Annotated in this window: 17 protein-coding genes; 6 read left to right on the forward strand and 11 right to left on the reverse strand. The window is 71.4% G+C overall.

The features are described from left to right. Window positions 1–120: 120 nt before the first annotated feature. From NOSIN_RS14010 to hisD, 8 genes are all read right to left on the reverse strand, one after another. On the reverse strand, window positions 121–702 hold the full coding sequence (locus tag NOSIN_RS14010) for a peptidoglycan-binding domain-containing protein (protein WP_077691171.1): 582 nt from the start codon (window positions 700–702) through the stop codon (window positions 121–123). Window positions 703–1,123: 421 nt separating this feature from the next. Continuing rightward, complete coding sequence (hisF, locus tag NOSIN_RS14015; protein WP_077691172.1) at window positions 1,124–1,897, reverse strand: imidazole glycerol phosphate synthase subunit HisF; 774 nt, start codon at window positions 1,895–1,897, stop codon at window positions 1,124–1,126. Continuing rightward, on the reverse strand, window positions 1,894–2,655 hold the full coding sequence (gene priA / locus NOSIN_RS14020) for a bifunctional 1-(5-phosphoribosyl)-5-((5-phosphoribosylamino)methylideneamino)imidazole-4-carboxamide isomerase/phosphoribosylanthranilate isomerase PriA (RefSeq protein ID WP_077691173.1): 762 nt from the start codon (window positions 2,653–2,655) through the stop codon (window positions 1,894–1,896). Before priA ends, hisF begins: the two co-directional genes overlap by 4 nt. Window positions 2,656–2,717: 62 nt before the next feature. Further along, window positions 2,718–3,377 (reverse strand): imidazole glycerol phosphate synthase subunit HisH, encoded by a 660-nt coding sequence (gene hisH, locus NOSIN_RS14025; protein WP_077691174.1) that lies wholly within the window; start codon window positions 3,375–3,377, stop codon window positions 2,718–2,720. A gap of 16 nt (window positions 3,378–3,393) precedes the next feature. Further along, window positions 3,394–3,555, reverse strand: a complete 162-nt coding sequence (locus NOSIN_RS27235) for a hypothetical protein (RefSeq protein WP_170293690.1) — start codon at window positions 3,553–3,555, stop codon at window positions 3,394–3,396. Then, entirely contained in the window at window positions 3,556–4,149 is a 594-nt protein-coding gene (gene hisB / locus NOSIN_RS14030; protein WP_077691175.1) for an imidazoleglycerol-phosphate dehydratase HisB, read from the reverse strand. A 98-nt stretch (window positions 4,150–4,247) separates the two neighbouring features. Beyond that, window positions 4,248–5,330 (reverse strand): histidinol-phosphate transaminase, encoded by a 1,083-nt coding sequence (locus tag NOSIN_RS14035; protein WP_077691176.1) that lies wholly within the window; start codon window positions 5,328–5,330, stop codon window positions 4,248–4,250. A 105-nt stretch (window positions 5,331–5,435) separates the two neighbouring features. Then, the gene (hisD, locus tag NOSIN_RS14040; protein ID WP_206057629.1) at window positions 5,436–6,731 is read right to left on the reverse strand and encodes a histidinol dehydrogenase; all 1,296 of its coding nucleotides are present in this window, start codon (window positions 6,729–6,731) and stop codon (window positions 5,436–5,438) included. A gap of 248 nt (window positions 6,732–6,979) precedes the next feature. Here hisD and NOSIN_RS14045 point away from each other — a divergent pair, with 248 nt between their 5' ends. From NOSIN_RS14045 to NOSIN_RS14060, 4 genes are all read left to right on the forward strand, one after another. After that, on the forward strand, window positions 6,980–7,540 hold the full coding sequence (locus NOSIN_RS14045; protein ID WP_077691177.1) for a ferritin: 561 nt from the start codon (window positions 6,980–6,982) through the stop codon (window positions 7,538–7,540). A 210-nt stretch (window positions 7,541–7,750) separates the two neighbouring features. Further along, entirely contained in the window at window positions 7,751–8,527 is a 777-nt protein-coding gene (locus NOSIN_RS14050) for an LON peptidase substrate-binding domain-containing protein (protein WP_077691178.1), read from the forward strand. Between the two features lie 204 nt (window positions 8,528–8,731). Next, window positions 8,732–9,217, forward strand: a complete 486-nt coding sequence (ybaK, locus tag NOSIN_RS14055) for a Cys-tRNA(Pro) deacylase (RefSeq protein WP_077691179.1) — start codon at window positions 8,732–8,734, stop codon at window positions 9,215–9,217. Between the two features lie 182 nt (window positions 9,218–9,399). After that, window positions 9,400–11,268: an AMP-dependent synthetase/ligase gene (locus tag NOSIN_RS14060; protein ID WP_077691180.1), complete on the forward strand. Its 1,869-nt coding sequence runs from the start codon at window positions 9,400–9,402 to the stop codon at window positions 11,266–11,268. 12 nt (window positions 11,269–11,280) lie between these two features. Here NOSIN_RS14060 and NOSIN_RS14065 read toward each other — a convergent pair whose 3' ends face one another. Further along, on the reverse strand, window positions 11,281–12,027 hold the full coding sequence (locus tag NOSIN_RS14065; RefSeq protein ID WP_077693587.1) for a hypothetical protein: 747 nt from the start codon (window positions 12,025–12,027) through the stop codon (window positions 11,281–11,283). A gap of 80 nt (window positions 12,028–12,107) precedes the next feature. Between NOSIN_RS14065 and NOSIN_RS14070 the strand changes: the two genes are divergently transcribed. Both NOSIN_RS14070 and NOSIN_RS14075 read left to right on the forward strand, forming a co-directional pair. Next, the gene (locus NOSIN_RS14070) at window positions 12,108–12,638 is read left to right on the forward strand and encodes a DinB family protein (protein ID WP_077691181.1); all 531 of its coding nucleotides are present in this window, start codon (window positions 12,108–12,110) and stop codon (window positions 12,636–12,638) included. A 132-nt stretch (window positions 12,639–12,770) separates the two neighbouring features. Then, window positions 12,771–13,304 carry a DinB family protein gene (locus tag NOSIN_RS14075; protein WP_077691182.1) on the forward strand — a complete coding sequence of 178 codons (534 nt, stop codon included), beginning with the start codon at window positions 12,771–12,773 and terminating at the stop codon, window positions 13,302–13,304. Window positions 13,305–13,522: 218 nt separating this feature from the next. Here NOSIN_RS14075 and NOSIN_RS14080 read toward each other — a convergent pair whose 3' ends face one another. Together NOSIN_RS14080 and dnaE are read right to left on the reverse strand one after the other, a co-directional pair. After that, window positions 13,523–14,344 carry a PadR family transcriptional regulator gene (locus NOSIN_RS14080; protein WP_077691183.1) on the reverse strand — a complete coding sequence of 274 codons (822 nt, stop codon included), beginning with the start codon at window positions 14,342–14,344 and terminating at the stop codon, window positions 13,523–13,525. A gap of 156 nt (window positions 14,345–14,500) precedes the next feature. Then, window positions 14,501–18,061: a DNA polymerase III subunit alpha gene (gene dnaE / locus NOSIN_RS14085; protein WP_077691184.1), complete on the reverse strand. Its 3,561-nt coding sequence runs from the start codon at window positions 18,059–18,061 to the stop codon at window positions 14,501–14,503. Between the last annotated feature and the right edge of the window lie 138 nt (window positions 18,062–18,199).

The following is an 18,199-nucleotide window of genomic DNA, read 5'->3' on the forward strand; positions in this document are numbered from 1 at the left end:
CCGGTTCCGGTCAGAAAGGCGGGTGGACACGTGGACGGGGACGGGGCGGACGAGCGGCGGTGTCCGGGCCACGGGGGTCCGGACACCGGGCGCGGCGGTGGCCGACGGGTGGGGGCCCGGTCAACGGGCGTAGTCCTGGTAGCTGATCACGGCGTGGAAGGAGACGGGGCCGAAGACGCCGTCGACGCCGATGCCGAAGAACTCCTGGGCCTCGCGCACGGCCTGTTCGGTCCTGGGGCCGTAGACGCCGTCGGCGGCGAGGCCGGCGTCGAACTTGGCGTTGAGCTCGCGCTGGATCATGGTCACGACCGGCCCCCGGTCGCCTCGGTGGAACTGGTGCTGGCCGAAGACGGACTCCTGGAAGTTCTCCCAGGTGTCGGGGTTGAGGTCGCCGTCGTCGTGCAGGCCGAAGGCCTCCTGGTAGGTGACGAGGGTGTCGTGGAGCTCCTGGTCGAACTCCGGGTCCAGCTCGCCCGGGTTGATCTCCCCGTAGGTGAGGAGCATCTTCGCGGCGTAGACGTCGATGTCGACGTCACCGACGGTGTACTCGGGCCACACCTGGGACTCGATGGCGGCGAGGGTCTCGGGAGAGGTCTGGTCGAGGTCGTCCGCGAGGGCGGGAGGTGCGGTGGCCAGGGCGGTCACCGTGGCCAGGGCGGTGGCCGCGAGCAGGGAGGCGCTCCGCCTGATCGTGGTGGACATGGGGTCGTCCTTTCGCCGTATGCGATCCGCGTGGTGGGCGTGCCACACAGGGTTGGATGTGTGAGACGCGCATCACGTTTACAAAACGGAAGCCGATACCACTGAAAGGACACACTTCCCTATCCTCTGGCCTCCTTCGCGGCTGTGCCCGCCAACCGCTTCGGTGGCCGGTGCGTGGGAACCGCGCCGAGCGGCCCCGGGCACGCGCGTGGCCTCCGGGGACGGGTCCCGTCCCCGGAGGCCACGGTGCTCTTCGGGCCTGCGCCTCGCCTCGGCCCGCGTTCGGGCGTCCCGGGAACGGGAGCCCCCGGTGCCTGCGGCGGGTCGGCCCGTTCTCCCGCGAACCCGCGTCCGGCGCCTCCGGAACCCCGTGGGCACCCGGATCGGCCCCTGGGGCCGAGGCCCGTGGGAGGCGCGGGCCCTAGCGGACCGGGTGGCCCGCCTCGCGCAGGCTCTTCTTGACGTCGGCGATGGTGAACTCGCCGAAGTGGAAGACCGTCGCGGCCAGCACCGCGTCCGCGCCCGCCTCCACCGCCGGGGCGAAGTGCTCCACGGCTCCCGCGCCGCCGGAGGCGATCAGCGGCAGCTCCACACGGGCGCGTACCGCCCCGATCAGCTCCAGGTCGAAGCCCGCCTTGGTGCCGTCGGCGTCCATCGAGTTGAGCAGGATCTCCCCCGCGCCCAGCTCGGCGGCGCGCTCGCACCACTCCAGGGCGTCGGTCCCGGTGCCCCGGCGCCCGCCGTGGGTGGTGACCTCGAATCCGCTCGGTGTCGGCCGTCCGTCCGGCCGCACCCTGCGCACGTCGGCGGAGAGCACCAGCACCTGGCGTCCGAAGCGCTCGGCGATCTCCCCGATGAGTTCGGGGCGGGCGATCGCGGCGGTGTTCACGCCCACCTTGTCCGCACCCGCGCGCAGCAGCCTGTTCACGTCGTCCGTGGTGCGCACGCCGCCGCCCACGGTCAGCGGGATGAACACCTGGTCGGCGGTGCGGCGCACCACGTCGTAGGTGGTCTCCCGGTCGCCGCTGGAGGCGGTGACGTCCAGGAAGGTGAGCTCGTCGGCGCCGTCGGCGTCGTAGGTGCCCGCCAGCTCCACCGGGTCGCCCGCGTCGCGCAGGTTCTCGAAGTTGACGCCCTTGACCACCCGCCCGGCGTCCACGTCCAGGCAGGGAATGACGCGTACCGCGACGCTCACTGGTCCGTCCTCCCCGTCTCGCGCACCACGGCCAGGGCGTCCCGCAGTGTGAAGGCGCCCTCGTACAGGGCGGTGCCCATGATGGCGCCCTCCACGCCCAGCGGCACCAGCGTGGCGATCGCCCGCAGGTCCTCCAGGCTGGACACGCCGCCGCTGGCCACCACCGGCTTGTCGGTGCGCTCGCACACGGTGCGCAGCAGGTCCAGGTTGGGGCCCTTGAGGGTGCCGTCCTTGTTGACGTCGGTGACGACGTAGCGGGCGCAGCCCTGCGACTCCAGGCGCTCCAGCGTCTGGAACAGGTCCCCGCCCTCGCGGGTCCAGCCGCGCGCGGCCAGGGTCGTGCCGCGCACGTCCAGGCCGATCGCGATCCGGTCGCCGTGCTCGGCGATGATCTTGGCGCACCACTCGGGGTTCTCCAGGGCGGCGGTGCCGATGTTGACCCGTTCGCAGCCGGTGGACAGGGCGGCGGCCAGCGACTCGTCGTCGCGGATGCCGCCGGACATCTCCACCTTCACGTCGAGGCGTCCGACGATGTCGCGCAGCAGGCCGCGGTTGTGGCCGCGGCCGAAGGCGGCGTCCAGGTCCACCAGGTGGATCCACTCCGCGCCGGCGTCCTGCCAGGCCGTGGCCGCCTCGAAGGGGTCGCCGTACTGCCCGCCCGAGCCCGCCCTTCCCTGGACGAGCTGGACGGCCTGGCCTCCGGCCACGTCCACGGCGGGCAGCAGTTCGAGTACGGGGGTGGTGGTCTCGCCGGTCATGGTCCTTCTCGTTTCGGTCGGGCGGAGGTCGGTCGGAGGCTCGGCGGACGGGCCGGCGCTCCCTAGAGGGTGTCGACCCAGTTGGCCAGGACGCGGGCGCCCGCGTCGCCGGACTTCTCCGGGTGGAACTGGGTGGCCCACAGGGGCCCGTTCTCGACGGCGGCCACGAACGGCTCGCCGTGCTCGGACCAGGTCACCTTCGGCGCGGGGATGCGCTCGTTGGCGGAGGTGAACTCCCACTCGCGTACGGCGTAGGAGTGCACGAAGTAGAAGCGCTCCCGCGGACCGATCCCGGCGAAGAGCCGGGTGTCCTCGGGCGGGCGGACGGTGTTCCAGCCCATGTGCGGCACGATGGGCGCGCGCAGGCGGTCCACGGTGCCGGGCCACTCGCCGCAGCCCCCGGTCACCTCGGCCTCGGCTCCGGCGCCCGGGTCCGCGCTCTCCACCCCCCGGTCGAAGAGCACCTGCATGCCCACGCAGATGCCCAGGACCGGGCGGCCCCCGGCCACGCGTCTGCCGATGATCCGGTCGCCGCCCGCGGCTCTGAGGCTGGTCATGCAGGCGCTGAAGGCGCCCACGCCCGGGACGAGGAGGCCGTCGGCGTCCAGGGCGGCGTGCGGGTCGGAGGTGACGGTGACGTCGGCGCCGGTGCGCTCCATGGCGCGCTGCGCCGAGCGCAGGTTGCCGGAGCCGTAGTCGAAGACGACCACACGTGAGGCCATGAAGCTGCCCTTCCTCTTAGAAGTAGCCCAGTCGGAGCACACCGGAGGCCACCGCGAGCACCGCGCACGCGCCCAGGGCGACGGCGATGGTCCGGTTGGCCCTCCACACCGTGTAGGCGCCTCCGGCGAGGAAGCCTCCCAGCACGACGAGGAGTATGCCCCACAGGTCGGTGTCCATCTACAGCGCGCCCTTGGTCGAGGGGATTCCGCTGACGCGGGGGTCGTTCTCGGTGGCGGCGCGCAGGGCGCGGGCCAGCGCCTTGAACTGGCACTCGACGATGTGGTGGGCGTTGCGGCCGTAGGGCACGTGGACGTGCAGGGCCACGCGGGCCTGGGCCACGAACGACTCCAGGATGTGGCGGGTCATGGTGGTGTCGTAGTCGCGGCCGATCACCGGGGCCATGCCCTCGGGCTCGCTGTGCACCAGGTAGGGGCGTCCGGAGACGTCGACGGTCACCTCGGCCAGGGCCTCGTCCAGGGGCACCTTGACGTCGGCGAACCGGCGGATGCCGCGCTTGTCTCCCAGGGCCTCGCGGAAGGCGGCGCCCAGGGCCAGGGCGGTGTCCTCCATGGTGTGGTGGGAGTCGATGTGCAGGTCGCCCTCGGTGCGCACGGTCAGGTCGAACAGGCCGTGCTTGGAGAGCTGGTCGAGCATGTGGTCGAAGAAGCCGACGCCGGTGGAGACGTCGGCGACGCCGGTGCCGTCCAGGTCGATCTCGACCAGGACCTTGGTTTCCTTGGTGGCGCGTTCGACGCGTCCGGTGCGGCTCATGGGGGCCTCACTCTCTCGGTGGTGTGGTTGTCGCCGGGCGGGTGCGGGGCGGGTCCGCGGCCGGTCCCGGTGGCGGACCGCGGCCGGCGGTCCGCCGCTCAGCGCCCGGTGGCGTGGAGCAGGGCCCGCCGGAAGGCGTCCATCTCGGCGGAGGTGCCGACGGTGACGCGCAGCCAGCCGGGCGGTCCGGTCTCGCGGATGAGGACCTGCTGGCCGAGCATGTCCCGCCACACCCGGGTGCGGTCCTCGAACTCGCCGAACATGACGAAGTTGGCGTCGGAGTCGGCGACGGAGAAGCCCCGTCCGCGCAGCCAGGCGACCAGGGAGTCGCGTTCGGCGCGCAGCTCGGCGACGGCGGCGAGGAGTTCGTCGGCGTGGTCGAGCGCGACGAGCGCGACGGTCTGGGTGACGGCGGACAGGTGGTAGGGCAGGCGGACCAGTTGGAGGGCGTCGACCACGGCCGGGTGGGCGGCCAGGTAGCCCACGCGCGCCCCGGCCAGGGCGAAGGCCTTGGACATGGTGCGCGAGACGATCAGCGTGGGGTGGTCGGGCAGCAGGCTCAGGGCGCTGGGCCTGCCCTCGCGGCGGAACTCGGCGTAGGCCTCGTCCACGACCACGACCCCCGGGGCAGCCCGGACGAGGCGCTCGATGTCGGCCGGTTCCAGGACCGTGCCGGTGGGGTTGTTGGGCGAGGTGAGGAAGACGACGCTGGGCCGGTGCTCGGCGATCGCGGTGAGGGCCGCCTCCACGTCGACACGGAAGTCGGCGTCGCGCGGTACGGGCACCCAGGCGGTGCCGGTGCCCCGGGAGAGGATCGGGTGCATCGAGTAGGACGGCTCGAAGCCCATCGCGACGCGTCCGGGTCCGCCGAAGGCCTGGAGGATCTGCTGGAGGACCTCGTTGGAGCCGTTGGCGGCCCACACCTGGTCGGTGGTCAGGCCGTGGCCGAGGTAGGCGGCCAGGCCCTCGCGCAGGCGGACCGCGTCCCGGTCGGGGTAGCGGTTGAGCCCCAGGGCGGTGTCGGCGACCGCGTCGGCCAGGGCCTTGGCCAGGCGCGGCGAGGGCGGGTGCGGGTTCTCGTTGGTGTTGAGCACCACCGGGACGTCCAGCTGTGGCGCGCCGTAGGGCGAGCGGCCGCGCAGGTCGTCGCGTAGGGGCAGGTCGTTCAGGGTGAAGCTCACGGTTCCACGCTCATGGTCGGTTGTGGGCGGGCGGGCGCGGCTCCCCGGCCGGTGCGGCCGGGGTCGCGGTGCGCCCGGTTCCCGCCGGGCTGGCTGGCCTTCGGGTCAGGCCTGGTCCGTGCGCGCGGCGACGGCCTCGCCGTGTGCGGGCAGGTCCTCGGCGTTGGCCAGGGTGATGACGTGGTGGGCGACGTCGGCCAACGCATCACGGTCGTACTCGACGATGTGCACCCCGCGCAGGAAGGTCTGCACGCTCAGGCCGCCGGTGTGGCAGGCGCAGCCGCCGGTGGGCAGTACGTGGTTGGACCCGGCGGCGTAGTCGCCGAGGGAGACCGGTGAGAAGTCGCCGACGAAGACCGCGCCCGCGTTGCGCACGCGCGCGGCCCACGCGGCCGCGTCGGCGGTCATGATCTCCAGGTGCTCGGCGGCGTAGGCGTCGACGACGGCGAGGCCGTGGTCGAGGTCGTCGACCAGGGCGATGCCGGACTGCGGGCCGGACAGGGCCTCGCGGACGCGGTCGCTGTGCTTGGTGGCCTCCACACGGAGGGCGAGGCGCTGGGTGACCGCCTCGGCCAGGGCCTCGTCCGGGGTGACCAGGACGGAGGCGGCGACGACGTCGTGCTCGGCCTGGCTGATCAGGTCGGCGGCGACGTAGTCGGCGTTCGCGGTGGCGTCGGCGAGGATCGCGATCTCGGTGGGACCGGCCTCGGCGTCGATGCCGATGACGCCCTTGAGCAGGCGTTTGGCCGCGGCCACCCAGATGTTGCCGGGGCCGGTGACCATGTCGGTGCGCTCGCAGGGGCCCGCGCCGTGGGCGAACATGGCCACGGCCTGGGCGCCGCCGACGGCGTAGACCTCGTCGACGCCGAGCAGGGCGCAGGCGGCGAGGATGGTCGGGTGCGGCAGTCCGCCGAACTCGCTCTGGGGCGGCGAGGTCACCGCGAGGGAGCGCACCCCCGCCTCCTGGGCGGGGACGACGTTCATGACGACGCTGGAGGGGTAGACGGCCCGGCCGCCCGGCACGTAGAGGCCGACGCGGTCGACGGGGATCCACTTCTCGGTGACGGTGCCCCCGGGCACGACCTGGGTGGTGTGGTCGGTGCGGCGCTGGTCGCGGTGTACCGCGCGGGCGCGGCGGACGGACTCCTCCAGCGCTGCGCGCACGGAGGGGTCGAGGTCGGCCAGGGCGGCGTCGATCGCGGTCTTGGGGACGCGGATGTCGGTCAGGCGCACGCCGTCGAAGCGTTCGGTGAGTTCGGTCAGCGCCTCGACCCCGCGATGGCGTACGTCCTCGCAGATGGGACGTACTCGGTCAACGGCGGCTGCCACGTCCAGTTCCGCGCGCGGAAGGGCCTGGCGGGGGTCGCCCTGGGTGCCTCGGAGGTCGATTCGACTGATCACGGTCCCAGTCTAGGGGGAGGCGCCCATTCAGTGGGTGGTGTTGTCCGGATGATGGACACCACACCGGCTCCACCGGCGGGGACACGTCCCCCGGGTCACGGGAGAACAGGGCGCGACAAAGGCCACTATTAAGCTTCGCCTAAGTTTGGGACACCTAACCTTATTAATCTTCAGAAAGGCTTGCCTAACAAATTAATGAGCGCAGCACACGTTTCGCAAAAAGCTTTTTCATGCGTTATCGTGGAGCCATGACTTCGAGCAAGAGCAGCGATATCGGCCTTTCCAAGTTCCACCGTCTCCTGGTCGACCAGGTGCGGCACGAGTTCACGGCCTCCCACCAGTACGTGGCCATCGCCGCCTGGTTCGACGACCAGGACCTGCCCCAGTTGGCGCGGGTCTTCTACGAGCAGGCCCTGGAGGAGCGCGACCACGCGATGATGATCGTGCGGTTCCTCCTGGACAACGACGTTTCCTTCGCCCTGCCGGGCATCGACGAGATCGAGACCGATTTCTTCGCCACCCGCGACCTGGTCGCCCTGGCCCTGCGCCAGGAGCGTGAGGTGACCGACCAGTTCCACCGGCTGGCCAAGGTCGCCCGCGACGAGGACGACTACACCGGCGAGCAGTTCCTGCAGTGGTTCATCCAGGAGCAGACCGAGGAGGTCGCCAAGATGTCCACTCTTCTCAACGTGGTGGACCGCTCCAACGGCAACCTGTTCGACGTGGAGACCTTCGTCGCCCGCGACATGCCCAGTGAGGACAACGGCGGCCAGGGCGCGCCCGGCACCGCCGGCCCCTCCGTCTCCTGAGGCGGGACCTGACCACGGGCCGCCTCCGGGCGGCCGCTCCCACGGCCCGGGACCCGGGCGCCCGTTCCAAGAGGGGGGAACACGGGCGCCGGGCCCGGGCCGCTCCGTGTGGGACACCGCCGGGAGGCCGTCGGCGGCCCACCACGGTAAATCCCGCGCCGGGCGTGCCGCCGGCGCCCGCGTTCCCGGCATGAGGGGCATACTGGGACCATGCCCTTGGCCCTGCCCATCTTCCCGTTGAACACCGTGCTGTTCCCCGGCATGACCGTCCCCCTGCACGTCTTCGAGCGGCGGTACCGCCACCTGGTCTCGGAACTGCTCGGCCCCACCCTCGCCCAGGGTGAGCTGACCGGTCCCGAGCGCGGGCCCCGCCGGTTCGGGGTGGTGTGGATCGAGTTGGGCCACGAGGTGGCCTCCGAGTCCGGGCAGAGCGCGGAGGGCGCGGACACCGGGGTCCCCGTCACCGGCGGCGCGGGAACCTCGCTGCCCCGGGTGAGCACGACCGGGTGCACCGCGCTGGTCCGCGACGTGCGCACCTACGAGGACGGCCGCTACGACCTGGTCGTGGAGGGCGGCGCGCGGTTCGCCATCACCGACATGGCCGAGGTGGACGCCTCATCGCCGGAGGAGTACTCGACGGCGTCGGTGGCCCTCCTGCCCGAGCCGCTGGGCCCGGACGTCGAGGAGCACGCCGAGCGGGTGAGGGACCTGTTCACGACCTACTCCCAGCGCCTGGCGTCGATCGGGATGTCGCCGGACGCCTCGCCGGACCTGCCCAAGGACCCCATCGCGCTGTCCTACAGCGTGGCCGCCTCCACGGTCCTGGACCAGTCGGAGAAGCAGCGGCTGCTGGAGGCGGAGGACGCAGCGACCCGGCTGGCCGTCACCGCCCGGTTCCTGCGCAGGGAGAACCGCATCGTGGCCGCTCCCACACTGCCCAACCTCCCCGCGGGCCCCTTCCTCGACAACGGAGTCTCGTTCAACTGAGGGCGTGGGACATGGGACAAAGGTCCCGAGATCGGCTTGGGACGGCGAAAACACCACCTTTCCCGCACGTCCCCCCACGCACTCGCGGCTCTGGTCACCTAGCCTGCTGTGCGAACCGGTGCCGCGTGCCCGGGGCTTCGACCCGGGTGTGTTCGTGACGCACGCACCAGCGCGTTCACGCGCAGGAGAGGAACCAGGTACTCGATGAGCGCAAAAGCCACACCCGCGACCGTGGCCGCGGGGCGGACCAAGACCACGTACACGCTGCATCCCTACGAGGTCGACGCCGCCTCGGACGGGCACTCCTACGGCACCGACGCCGCCGACGCGCTGGGCGTCCCCCGCGAGCACGTCTTCAAGACCCTGATCGCCGACGTGGACGGCCGGCTCACCGTGGGGGTCGTCCCCGTCAGCACCACGCTCGACCTCAAGGCGCTGGCCGCGGCGGTCGGCGGCAAGAGGGCCTCCATGGCCGACCCCGCCATGGCGGAGAGGGCCACCGGATACGTGCGCGGCGGGATCAGCCCGCTGGGCCAGCGCAAGCGGCTGCGCACCGTGATCGACGCATCGGTGACCGTCCTGTCCACGGTCTACGTCTCGGCCGGGCGGCGGGGGTTGCAGATGGAACTGAAGCCCCAGGACCTGATCAAGCTCACCGAGGCGGTCACCGCGCCGATCGGCTCCTCCTGACCCGGGCCGCGGGCGCGGGAGGACCGGGGCGGGGGCCGGGGCGGCGGGCACGGGAGGAACCGGAGCGGGACGGCGGGCACCGGGGGAGCCGGCGCGGGGCGGGGCGGCGCGGCGGAGATCCTGCGAGGCGAAGCCCCGCACACGTTGTTGCCGCCTCACCTACCCAGGAGTAGTTTCGTGACATGGGTAACACTGCATCCCCCTTCCAGTCGGTCCCCGGAATGTTCCTCTCCCGCGTCGCCGAGTCCGGCGGCGCCGAGGCCTTCAGCTACCCCCTCCCCGACCCGGGCGGCGCCCAGGAGAAGTGGGAGACCCTCACCTGGTCCCAGACCCGTGACCGTGTGCGCGACCTCGCACTGGGCCTGCACTCCCTGGGTGTGACCTCCCAGGCCCGGTGCGCGATCGCCTCCAGCACACGGATCGAGTGGATCCTGGCCGATCTGGCCGTGCTGTGCGCGGGCGGCGCCTCCACGACCATCTACCCCTCCTCCACCCCGCCCGACTGCACCTACATCGTCTCCGACTCCGGCAGCATGGTGGCCTTCGCCGAGGACGACGAGCAGGTCGCCAAACTGGTCGCCCAGCGCGCCCAGATGCCGGGGCTGTCCAAGGTGATCGCCTTCGAGGGCGCCGCGGGCGGTGACGACGACTGGGTGATGACCCTCGACGAGCTGGCGGCCACGGGCGCCGCTCTGCACGCCGAGCGGCCCGACCTGTTCGAGGAGCTGGTGGCGGGTGTGCGGCCCGACCACCTGGCCACGCTGATCTACACCTCCGGTACCACCGGCAGGCCCAAGGGCGTGCGCCTGGACCACGCGAACTGGCTCTACGAGGCCCGGTCCATGGAGGAGCTGGACACCGAACTGCGCCAGCAGGGCTGGGACCTCATGAACATCGACGACGTGCAGTACCTGTGGCTGCCGCTGGCGCACGTCTTCGGCAAGGTCATGCAGGTCAGCCAGCTGCGGATCGGGTTCAAGACCGCGGTGGACGGCCGGGTCGACAGGATCGTGCAGAACCTGGCCGTCGTGCGTCCCACCTTCATGGCCGCCGCCCCGCGCATCTTCGAGAAGGTCTACAACCGGGTGGTCCTGCAGGCCAAGGAGGGCGGCGCGGCCAAGTACCGGGTCTTCCGGTGGGCCGTGGGCGTGGGAGACCGCGTCGCGCGCCGGAGGGAGTCGGGCGGGGAGCCCTCCGGCCTGCTGGCCCTACAGCACAAGCTCGCCGACAGGCTCGTGTTCGCCAGGCTGCGGGCGCTCTTCGGCGGGCGTCTGAAGTTCCTCATCTCCGGCAGCGCGCCGCTGTCCCCCGACATCGGGCGGTTCTTCTACGGTGCCGGGATCACCATCCTGGAGGGGTACGGGCTCACCGAGACCAGTGCCGGAACATTCGTCAACCGGCCCGGCGACGTCAGGTTCGGCACGGTCGGACTGCCCATGCCGGGCACCGAGGTCAGGATCGCCGAGGACGGCGAGGTCCTCATCCGCGGCGGCGGCGTGATGCGCGGCTACCACAACCTGTCCGGCGCCACCGAGGAGGTGCTCACCGAGGACGGCTGGTTCGCCACCGGCGACATCGGCGTCCTGGAGGGCGGGCACCTGCGCATCACCGACCGCAAGAAGGAGCTGATCAAGACCTCCGGCGGAAAGTACGTGGCGCCGCAGGGCATCGAGAGCCGCTTCAAGGCGCTGTGCCCCTACGTGAGCAACCTGGTGGTGCACGGCGACCGGCGCCCCTACTGCGTGGCGCTGGTGGCCCTGGACTCCGAGGCCATCGGCACGTGGGCGGCCGACAACGGCCTGGGCGGCCTCGACTACGCGGGTCTGACCCGTGAGCCGAAGGTCAGGGAGATGGTGCAGGAGGCCGTCGACGAGCTCAACCGGGAGCTGCCCCGGCACGAGACCGTCAAGAGGTTCGCGATCCTGCCCAACGACCTGACGGTGGAGGAGGGCGAGATCACGCCCAGCCTCAAGATGCGGCGGCGGGCGGTCGAGGACAAGTACCGGGAGCTGCTCGACGGCATGTACGAGGACACAGTCCAGACCCTGTGAGGCGGTGCGGGATCAGCGGGGAGGGTCCTTCGGCCGCGCCCGGTCCTCGGCCGGGACCGGGCGGGCCGGCGGTGCCTGGCCGGGGCGCGGACCGGTGCCTCGCGGGTCCGCCCCCGGCTCCGGTCCCGGACCCGCCTCCGGCTCCGTCTCCGGTTCCGGCTCGGACTCAGGTTCCGGCTCCGGCTCCGTCATGCCCGGTCCGGGCACGGGGTCGGGTACACCGGGCTGGTCGCGGCGCACGAAGCTGATCGCGTCGAGCAGCCCGTACTGCAGGACGAACAGCAGCGGCCAGACCAGGAGGAAGGCGGTCGCGTCGAGCTGGAGCCCGGTCTGGACGGTGGCGCCGCGCTCGGCGGCGGCCACGGCGGCGTGCGCCGGGCCGTCCAGGGCCACGCCGGTGCGCCACGTGAGCAGAGCCCCGCCCAGCGAGCCCAGGCAGCCCGCGACCAGGCAGGCCATGCGCAGGTCCTGGAAGCGGCGGCGGGCCAGAGGGAACTGGGCCATGTAGGCGGTGTAGCCGGTGACCAGGCCAGCCAGGCCGGTGATGAGGACGAAGTAGCCCTCCCCCGCGAAGACGGCCTCGGTGGTACCGGTGAAGACCTCGCCTCCGCCCAGGGCGGCGCCCTCCGCCCGGGGCGCGATCTGCCACCACAGGGGGCCCAGGAGCGCGCCCAGCAGGAGCAGCGCCCCCAGGACACACGCCCCCGCCGCCGACTGGCGCTTCACCGCCGACGTGCCCGACCGCTTCTGGTCCGCCATCTCCCCCACTCTCTCCGCCCCGCCCCGGCCTGTGAGAAAAACCAGTGGATACGGGCACGGCCGGAACGGAGAATACCGGCATGAGTGACGAGAGCAGTCCCCCGGCCGCCCCCGCGCCCCAGCGTGTCGACCCGCCCATGGCCGCCGACGAGCGCACCATGCTCACCAGTTGGCTGGACTGGCACCGCGCCACGGTCCACGCCAAGTGCGCCGGGCTGTCCCCGGACCTGTCCTCGAGGGCGCCGCTGCCGACCTCCCCCCTGATGACGGTGGGCGGTGTGGTGTGCCACCTGCGCTGGGTGGAGGCGTTCTGGTTCGAGGCCGTGATGCTCAACCAGCCGGACCTGGCCCCCTACAGCGAGGAGGACCCGGACGCCGAGTGGCGTCTGGGCGCGGAACTGCCCCTGGGCCGGCTGCTCGACGAGTACGGGGACCAGTGCGCCCGCTCGCGCGAGATCACCGCCAAGCTGGAACTGGGCTCGGGCGCGCGGCGGACCCGCCCCCAACCGACCCTGCGCTGGGTGCTGCTGCACATGATCGAGGAGACCGCCCGCCACAACGGCCACCTGGACCTCCTGCGCGAACTCGCCGACGGCACCACCGGCGAGTAGGCCCGTCCTCCACGGCGTCGGGTGGCGCGGACCGCGCTCCACCGGTGCCCTTGTCGCCCTCCGGGCGGAAGCGGCCCGCCGAGATTCGTGAAACCGGTGGATGCCGGACCCTGTGAACGGGAGAATGCCCGAATGAGCGATGAGAACGCATCCCCGTCCGTGCCCGGCCGCGTGGCCCCGCCCAAGTCGGCCGACGAGCGCACGATGCTCACCACGTGGCTGGAGTGGCACCGGGCCACGGTCCACGCCAAGTGCGCGGACCTGTCCGCCGAGCACGCCGTGGCGACGCCCCTGCCGACGTCGCCGCTGATGAGCGTGGGCGCCGTCGTGTCCCATCTGCGGTGGGTGGAGCACGCCTGGTTCGAGATGGTCCTGATGGGGCTGCCCGATCAGGGCTACGCCACCCCGCAGGACCCGGACGCCGAGTGGCGCAGGGGCGGGGAGGTACCCCTGGGCCGGCTGCTCGACGAGTACGAGGACCAGTGCGCCCGCTCGCGCGAGATCACCGCCAAGCTGGAGCTGGACGCCGTGGCGGCCTCACCGCGTCAGGACGAGGACCCCACCACGCTGCGCTGGGTGCTGCTGCACATGATCGAGGAGACCGCCCGCCACAACGGCCACCTGGACCTCCTGCGCGAACTCGCCGACGGCACCACCGGCGAGTAGGCCGCACCGCGCCCGGCCACCGGCACGAGTGCTCAGGGGGCCGGGCGGCTGCCGACTTCCTCGACCGGACCACCACCGTGCACGGGATGCGGCACGCCGAGGTGCCGCACACCTCCTGACACGTGTCGGCTCCCGCGCGCGGAGCGTGGAGCGGGAGCGCCCGGAGGAGCAGGCGCGGCGCCCGCGGACGGGTACGTCGCGGGCGCCACTGGTGCGGTTCAGAGCCCGGTGTCGTCGTCCCCGCCCCCGGGGTCCTCGTCCTCCTCGGCGAGGATCAGGTACAGGCCCCGCCTGGTCTCGGCGAGGAGGCGCTTGGCGCGCTCCAACTGGTCGGCGCTGCCCGCCTGGGCGACCTGTGCCGCGGCGGCGGTGAGCTGGTAGGCCAGCGCGCCGACCTCCTCGTACCGGGACCGGCTGTCGGCGTAGGCGTCGGCGCCCGCATCCCAGGGCGGGGTGAGGCCGGCGCCGTGCTCCTCCAGGTGGGCGGCGCCCTCCTCGGTGAGCGCGTAGGGGCGCCGCCGCCCCTCGCCCTTCTGCCGGGCTACCAGGCCCTCGTCCTCCAACTGCTGGAGCATGGGGTAGACGGAGCCGGGGCTGGGCCGCCACATGCCGCCGCTGCGGTCGCGGCCCTCGCGGATGATCTCGTACCCGCTGCGCGGCTCCTCGGCGAGCAGCAGCAGGATGCCGGTGCGCACGTCGCCCCGCTTGGCGCGGTGTCCGCCCCCGCGCCTACCTCCGCCGCGCCCGCCGCGTCCTCCGCCGGGGCCGAGACCCCCGCCGGGGCCGAAGCCGCCGAAGGGGTGGCCGGGCCCGAACTGCCCGCCTCCCCACGGCGGGACCCCGGGCGGCGTCGGGGGCTCGGGCGGGACCGGTCCGAACTCGGCCCGCTCACCGCCGTGCCCGTTTCCGCGGTGTCCGGTTCCGTGGCGCCCGGGACGCCCGGAGCGGGCGGTGTCGGAGCGCCGGCCCCAGGGGCGGCGCGCACGGCGCGGGCCGCGCGCGTCCCAGGACCAGGGGCCGGGAAGTGCCATGGCGCTCATGGTGTTCTCCTTCGCAAATAGCGACACACAGAGACTGTCATCCTGTGTTTCGATAGCTCAAAGATATATCGCTAACTTTCCGAAGACAAATCCCGGGCACGAAAAAGGTCCCCGGGCGCCCTTCGCGGGGCGCCCGGGGACCTGGGTCGGGAGCGGTCAGTAGTCGACCGCGTAGGCCCCCAGCAGGCTCTTCATCTCACCGCTGAACTCCGGGGAGATGCGCACCGAGTAGCGGTCCACGGCGTAGATCCTGGACCGGACCGGGTTGTCCACCCGGATCCGCACCGGGGTCTCCCCCTTGTGCGTGGCCAGCACCTGGCGCAGGTCACCGATCAGCTCGGGGGTCAGCCTCCGCTCGTCCACGGTCAGCAGCACCGGCGGCTCGCCCTCGGTGATGTGCGAGATGTCCAGGATCGACATCTCGGAGGCGAACATCGACCACGTGCCGTCCCGGTCGTTCAGCCGGCCCTTGACGGTGACCGCGGTGTCCTCCAGCAGGGCGTCCACGTACAGCGGATAGGTCTTGGGGAAGAACAGGACCTCCATGCTGGCGTCCAGGTCCTCCACCGTGGCGATCGCCCACTGGTTGCCCGCCTTGTTGGTGCGCTTGTCCACCTTGGAGATCAGGCCGGCGATGCGCACCTCACCGCGTTCGCGGCTGAGTTCGCCGGCGACGACCTGCGCGATGGAGGTGTCGCGCGAGCGTGCCAGCACGCGCTCGGCGCCGGCCAGCGGGTGGCTGGACACGTACAGGCCCAGCATCTCCCGCTCGAAGGCCAGCTTGGTCTTGCGGTCCCACTCCTCGTCGCCCCAGTTGATGTTGAGGCCGATCGGGGCGGAGTCCTCCTCGTCGCCGCCGCCGAACAGGTCGAACTGGCCGTGCGCCTCCTGCTTCTTGGAGCTGATCATGCCCTCGACCGCCGTCTCGTGGTGGCGGTACAGCTCACGGCGCGGCTGGCCCAGGGAGTCGAACGCGCCCGCCTTGATCAGCGACTCGATGACGCGCTTGTTGCAGGCGGCCAGTTCGATCTTGGACAGGAAGTCGGTGAAGGAGGTGTACCTGCCCTTCTCCGTGCGGGTCTTGATGATCGAGTTGACCACGTTGGCACCGACGTTGCGGACGGCGCCCATGCCGAAGCGGATGTCCTGGCCGACCGGGGTGAAGCGCAGACCCGAGTCGTTGACGTCCGGCGGCAGCACCTTGATGCCCTGGGTGCGGCACTCGGCCAGGTAGACCGCCATCTTGTCCTTGTCGTCGCTGACCGAGGTCAACAGCGCGGCCATGTAGGCGGCGGGGTGGTTGGCCTTGAGGTAGGCGGTCCAGTAGGAGACCAGCGCGTACCCGGCGGCGTGCGACTTGTTGAACGCGTACCCGGCGAAGGGGAGCATGACGTCCCACAGGGCCTGGACCGCCTCCTTGGAGAAGCCGCGCTCCATGGCGCCGGGGAAGAACTTGGCCTCCTCCTCCTCCAGCGCCTCCTTCTTCTTCTTGCCCATCGCGCGGCGCATCAGGTCCGCGCCGCCCAGCGTGTACCCGGCCAACTGCTGGGCGATGGCCATGATCTGCTCCTGGTAGACGATCAGGTGGTACGTCTCCCCCAGGATCGGGTCCAGAGCCTCCTTGAGCTCCGGGTGGATCGGGGTGACCTCCTGGCGCCCGTTCGAGCGGTCCGCGTAGTCGTTGTGCGCGTTGGCGGCCATCGGGCCGGGCCGGTACAGAGACAGCACGGCCGCGATGTCACCGAACTTCTTGGGCTCCATCCGCTTGAGCAGGTTGCGCATGGCGCCGCCGTCCAGCTGGAACACGCCCAGGGTGTCGCCGCGCGCGAGCAGCTGGTAGGTCTTCTTGTCGTCCAGGGACAGCTTCCCCAGATCGATGTCGATTCCCTCGGACTCCTTGATGCTCTTGACCGCGTCGTCCATGATCGTCAGGTTGCGCAGGCCCAGGAAGTCCATCTTGAGCAGTCCCATGTCCTCGCACTGAGGGTAGGGAAAGCCGGTGATGATGGCGCCGTCGGTGTCGCGCTTGTGCAGCGGGATGACGTCGAGCAGGGGTTCCTTGGACAGGATGACGCCCGCGGCGTGCACGCCGGTGCCGCGGGTCAGGCCCTCGATACCCCGGGCGGTCTCCATGACCTTGTTGACCTGCGGGTCGTTCTCGACGAGGTTGCGCAGTTCCGTGGTCTCGCCGTAGCGCTCGTGGTCGGGGTTGGAGACCGCCTCCAGCGGGATCTCCTTGCCGCCCACCGCCGCGGGGAAGGCCTTGGTGATCTGGTCGCCCACCGAGTAGGGCATGCCGAGGATCCGGGTGGAGTCCTTGACGGCGGCCTTGGCCTTGATGGTGCCGAAGGTGAGGATCTGCGCGACGCGCTCGTCGCCGTAGAGCCTGGTGACGTACTCGATCATCTCCCCGCGCCGACGCTCGTCGAAGTCCAGGTCGACATCGGGCATGCTCACACGTTCGGGGTTGAGGAACCGCTCGAACAGCAGGCCGTGCTCCAGCGGGTCCAGGTCGGTGATGCCCAGGACGTAGGCGACCATCGATCCGGCCGCCGAGCCGCGGCCCGGGCCCAGGGCGATGCCCGCCTTGCGCGCGTACTGGCAGATATCGGCGACCACCAGGAAGTAGGCGGGGAAGCCCATCTCGTTGATGATGCCCAGTTCGAACTCGACCCGCCTGCGGACCTCGTCACCCGCTCCGTCCGGGTAGCGCGTGGGGAGCAGCCGCTCGATCTCCTTGGCCAGCCAGGAGGCCTGGGTCTCCCCCTCCGGCACCGGGAAGACGGGCATCAGGTCGCGGTGCGCGAACACCGCGTCGTAGGCCCCGGGGTCGATGCGCTCGGCGACGAGCAGGGTGTTCCTGCACCCCTGCTCCCACTCGTCGAAGTTGAGGATGCCGCGCATCTCGTCGGCGCTCTTGAGGTAGTAGCCCGAGCCGTTGAACCGGAACCGGGTGGGGTCGTCCAGGTTCTTGCCCACACCCACCGCCAGCAGGGCGTCGTGCGCGGAGGCCTGGCTCTCGTAGACGTAGTGGGAGTCGTTGGTGACCAGCGGCGGGATGTTCAGCTCGCGGCCGACCCTGAGCAGGCCGTCGCGGACCTCCTTCTCGATGGGCACGCCGTGGTCCATCAGCTCCAGGAAGACGTTGTCCTTACCGAAGATGTCCTGGAGCTGGGACGCGTACCCGATGGCCTCCTTCTCCTGGCCCAGGCGCAAGCGGGTCTGCACGCCGCCCGAGGGGCAGCCCGTGGAGACGATGACGCCCTCGCTGTTCTCGGCCATCAGGTCCAGGTCCATGCGGGGCTTCATGTAGTAGCCCTCGATGGACGCCAGCGAGGACATCTTGAAGAGGTTGCGCAGACCGGTCTCGTTCTGCGCCAGCATCGTCATGTGCAGGTAGCGCCCGCCGCCGGAGATGTCCTTGCCGCCCTCGGCCGCCGCGTCGTCGGACCCGCTGGCCCGCCCCCAGAAGACCCGCTTCTTGTGGAAGCGCGACTCGGGCGCGACGTAGGCCTCGATGCCGATGATCGGCTTGACTCCCGAGCCCTTGGACTGCTGGTAGAACTCGTAGGCCCCGAACATGTTGCCGTGGTCGGTCATGGCGACCGCGGGCATGCCGAGCCTCGACGCCTCCTTGAACAGGGGCTTGAGCTTCGCTGCCCCGTCGAGCATCGAGTACTCGGTGTGGACGTGTAGATGGGCGAAGGAGTCGGCCATGACCGGGGTGCCCCCATGAGGGTCGGTGGACGGTTGGTAACTCCTGAGCCTACGACTTTCCCGGCCGTTCCGCTGACGCCTGTGGACAACCGTCCGGCACCGGGTCGGGGACAAGGGACGGACGGTGGGAAGCACCCG

The sequence above is a fragment of the Nocardiopsis sinuspersici genome, assembly GCF_001998325.1.
In the GTDB taxonomy this organism is placed as follows: domain Bacteria; phylum Actinomycetota; class Actinomycetes; order Streptosporangiales; family Streptosporangiaceae; genus Nocardiopsis; species Nocardiopsis sinuspersici.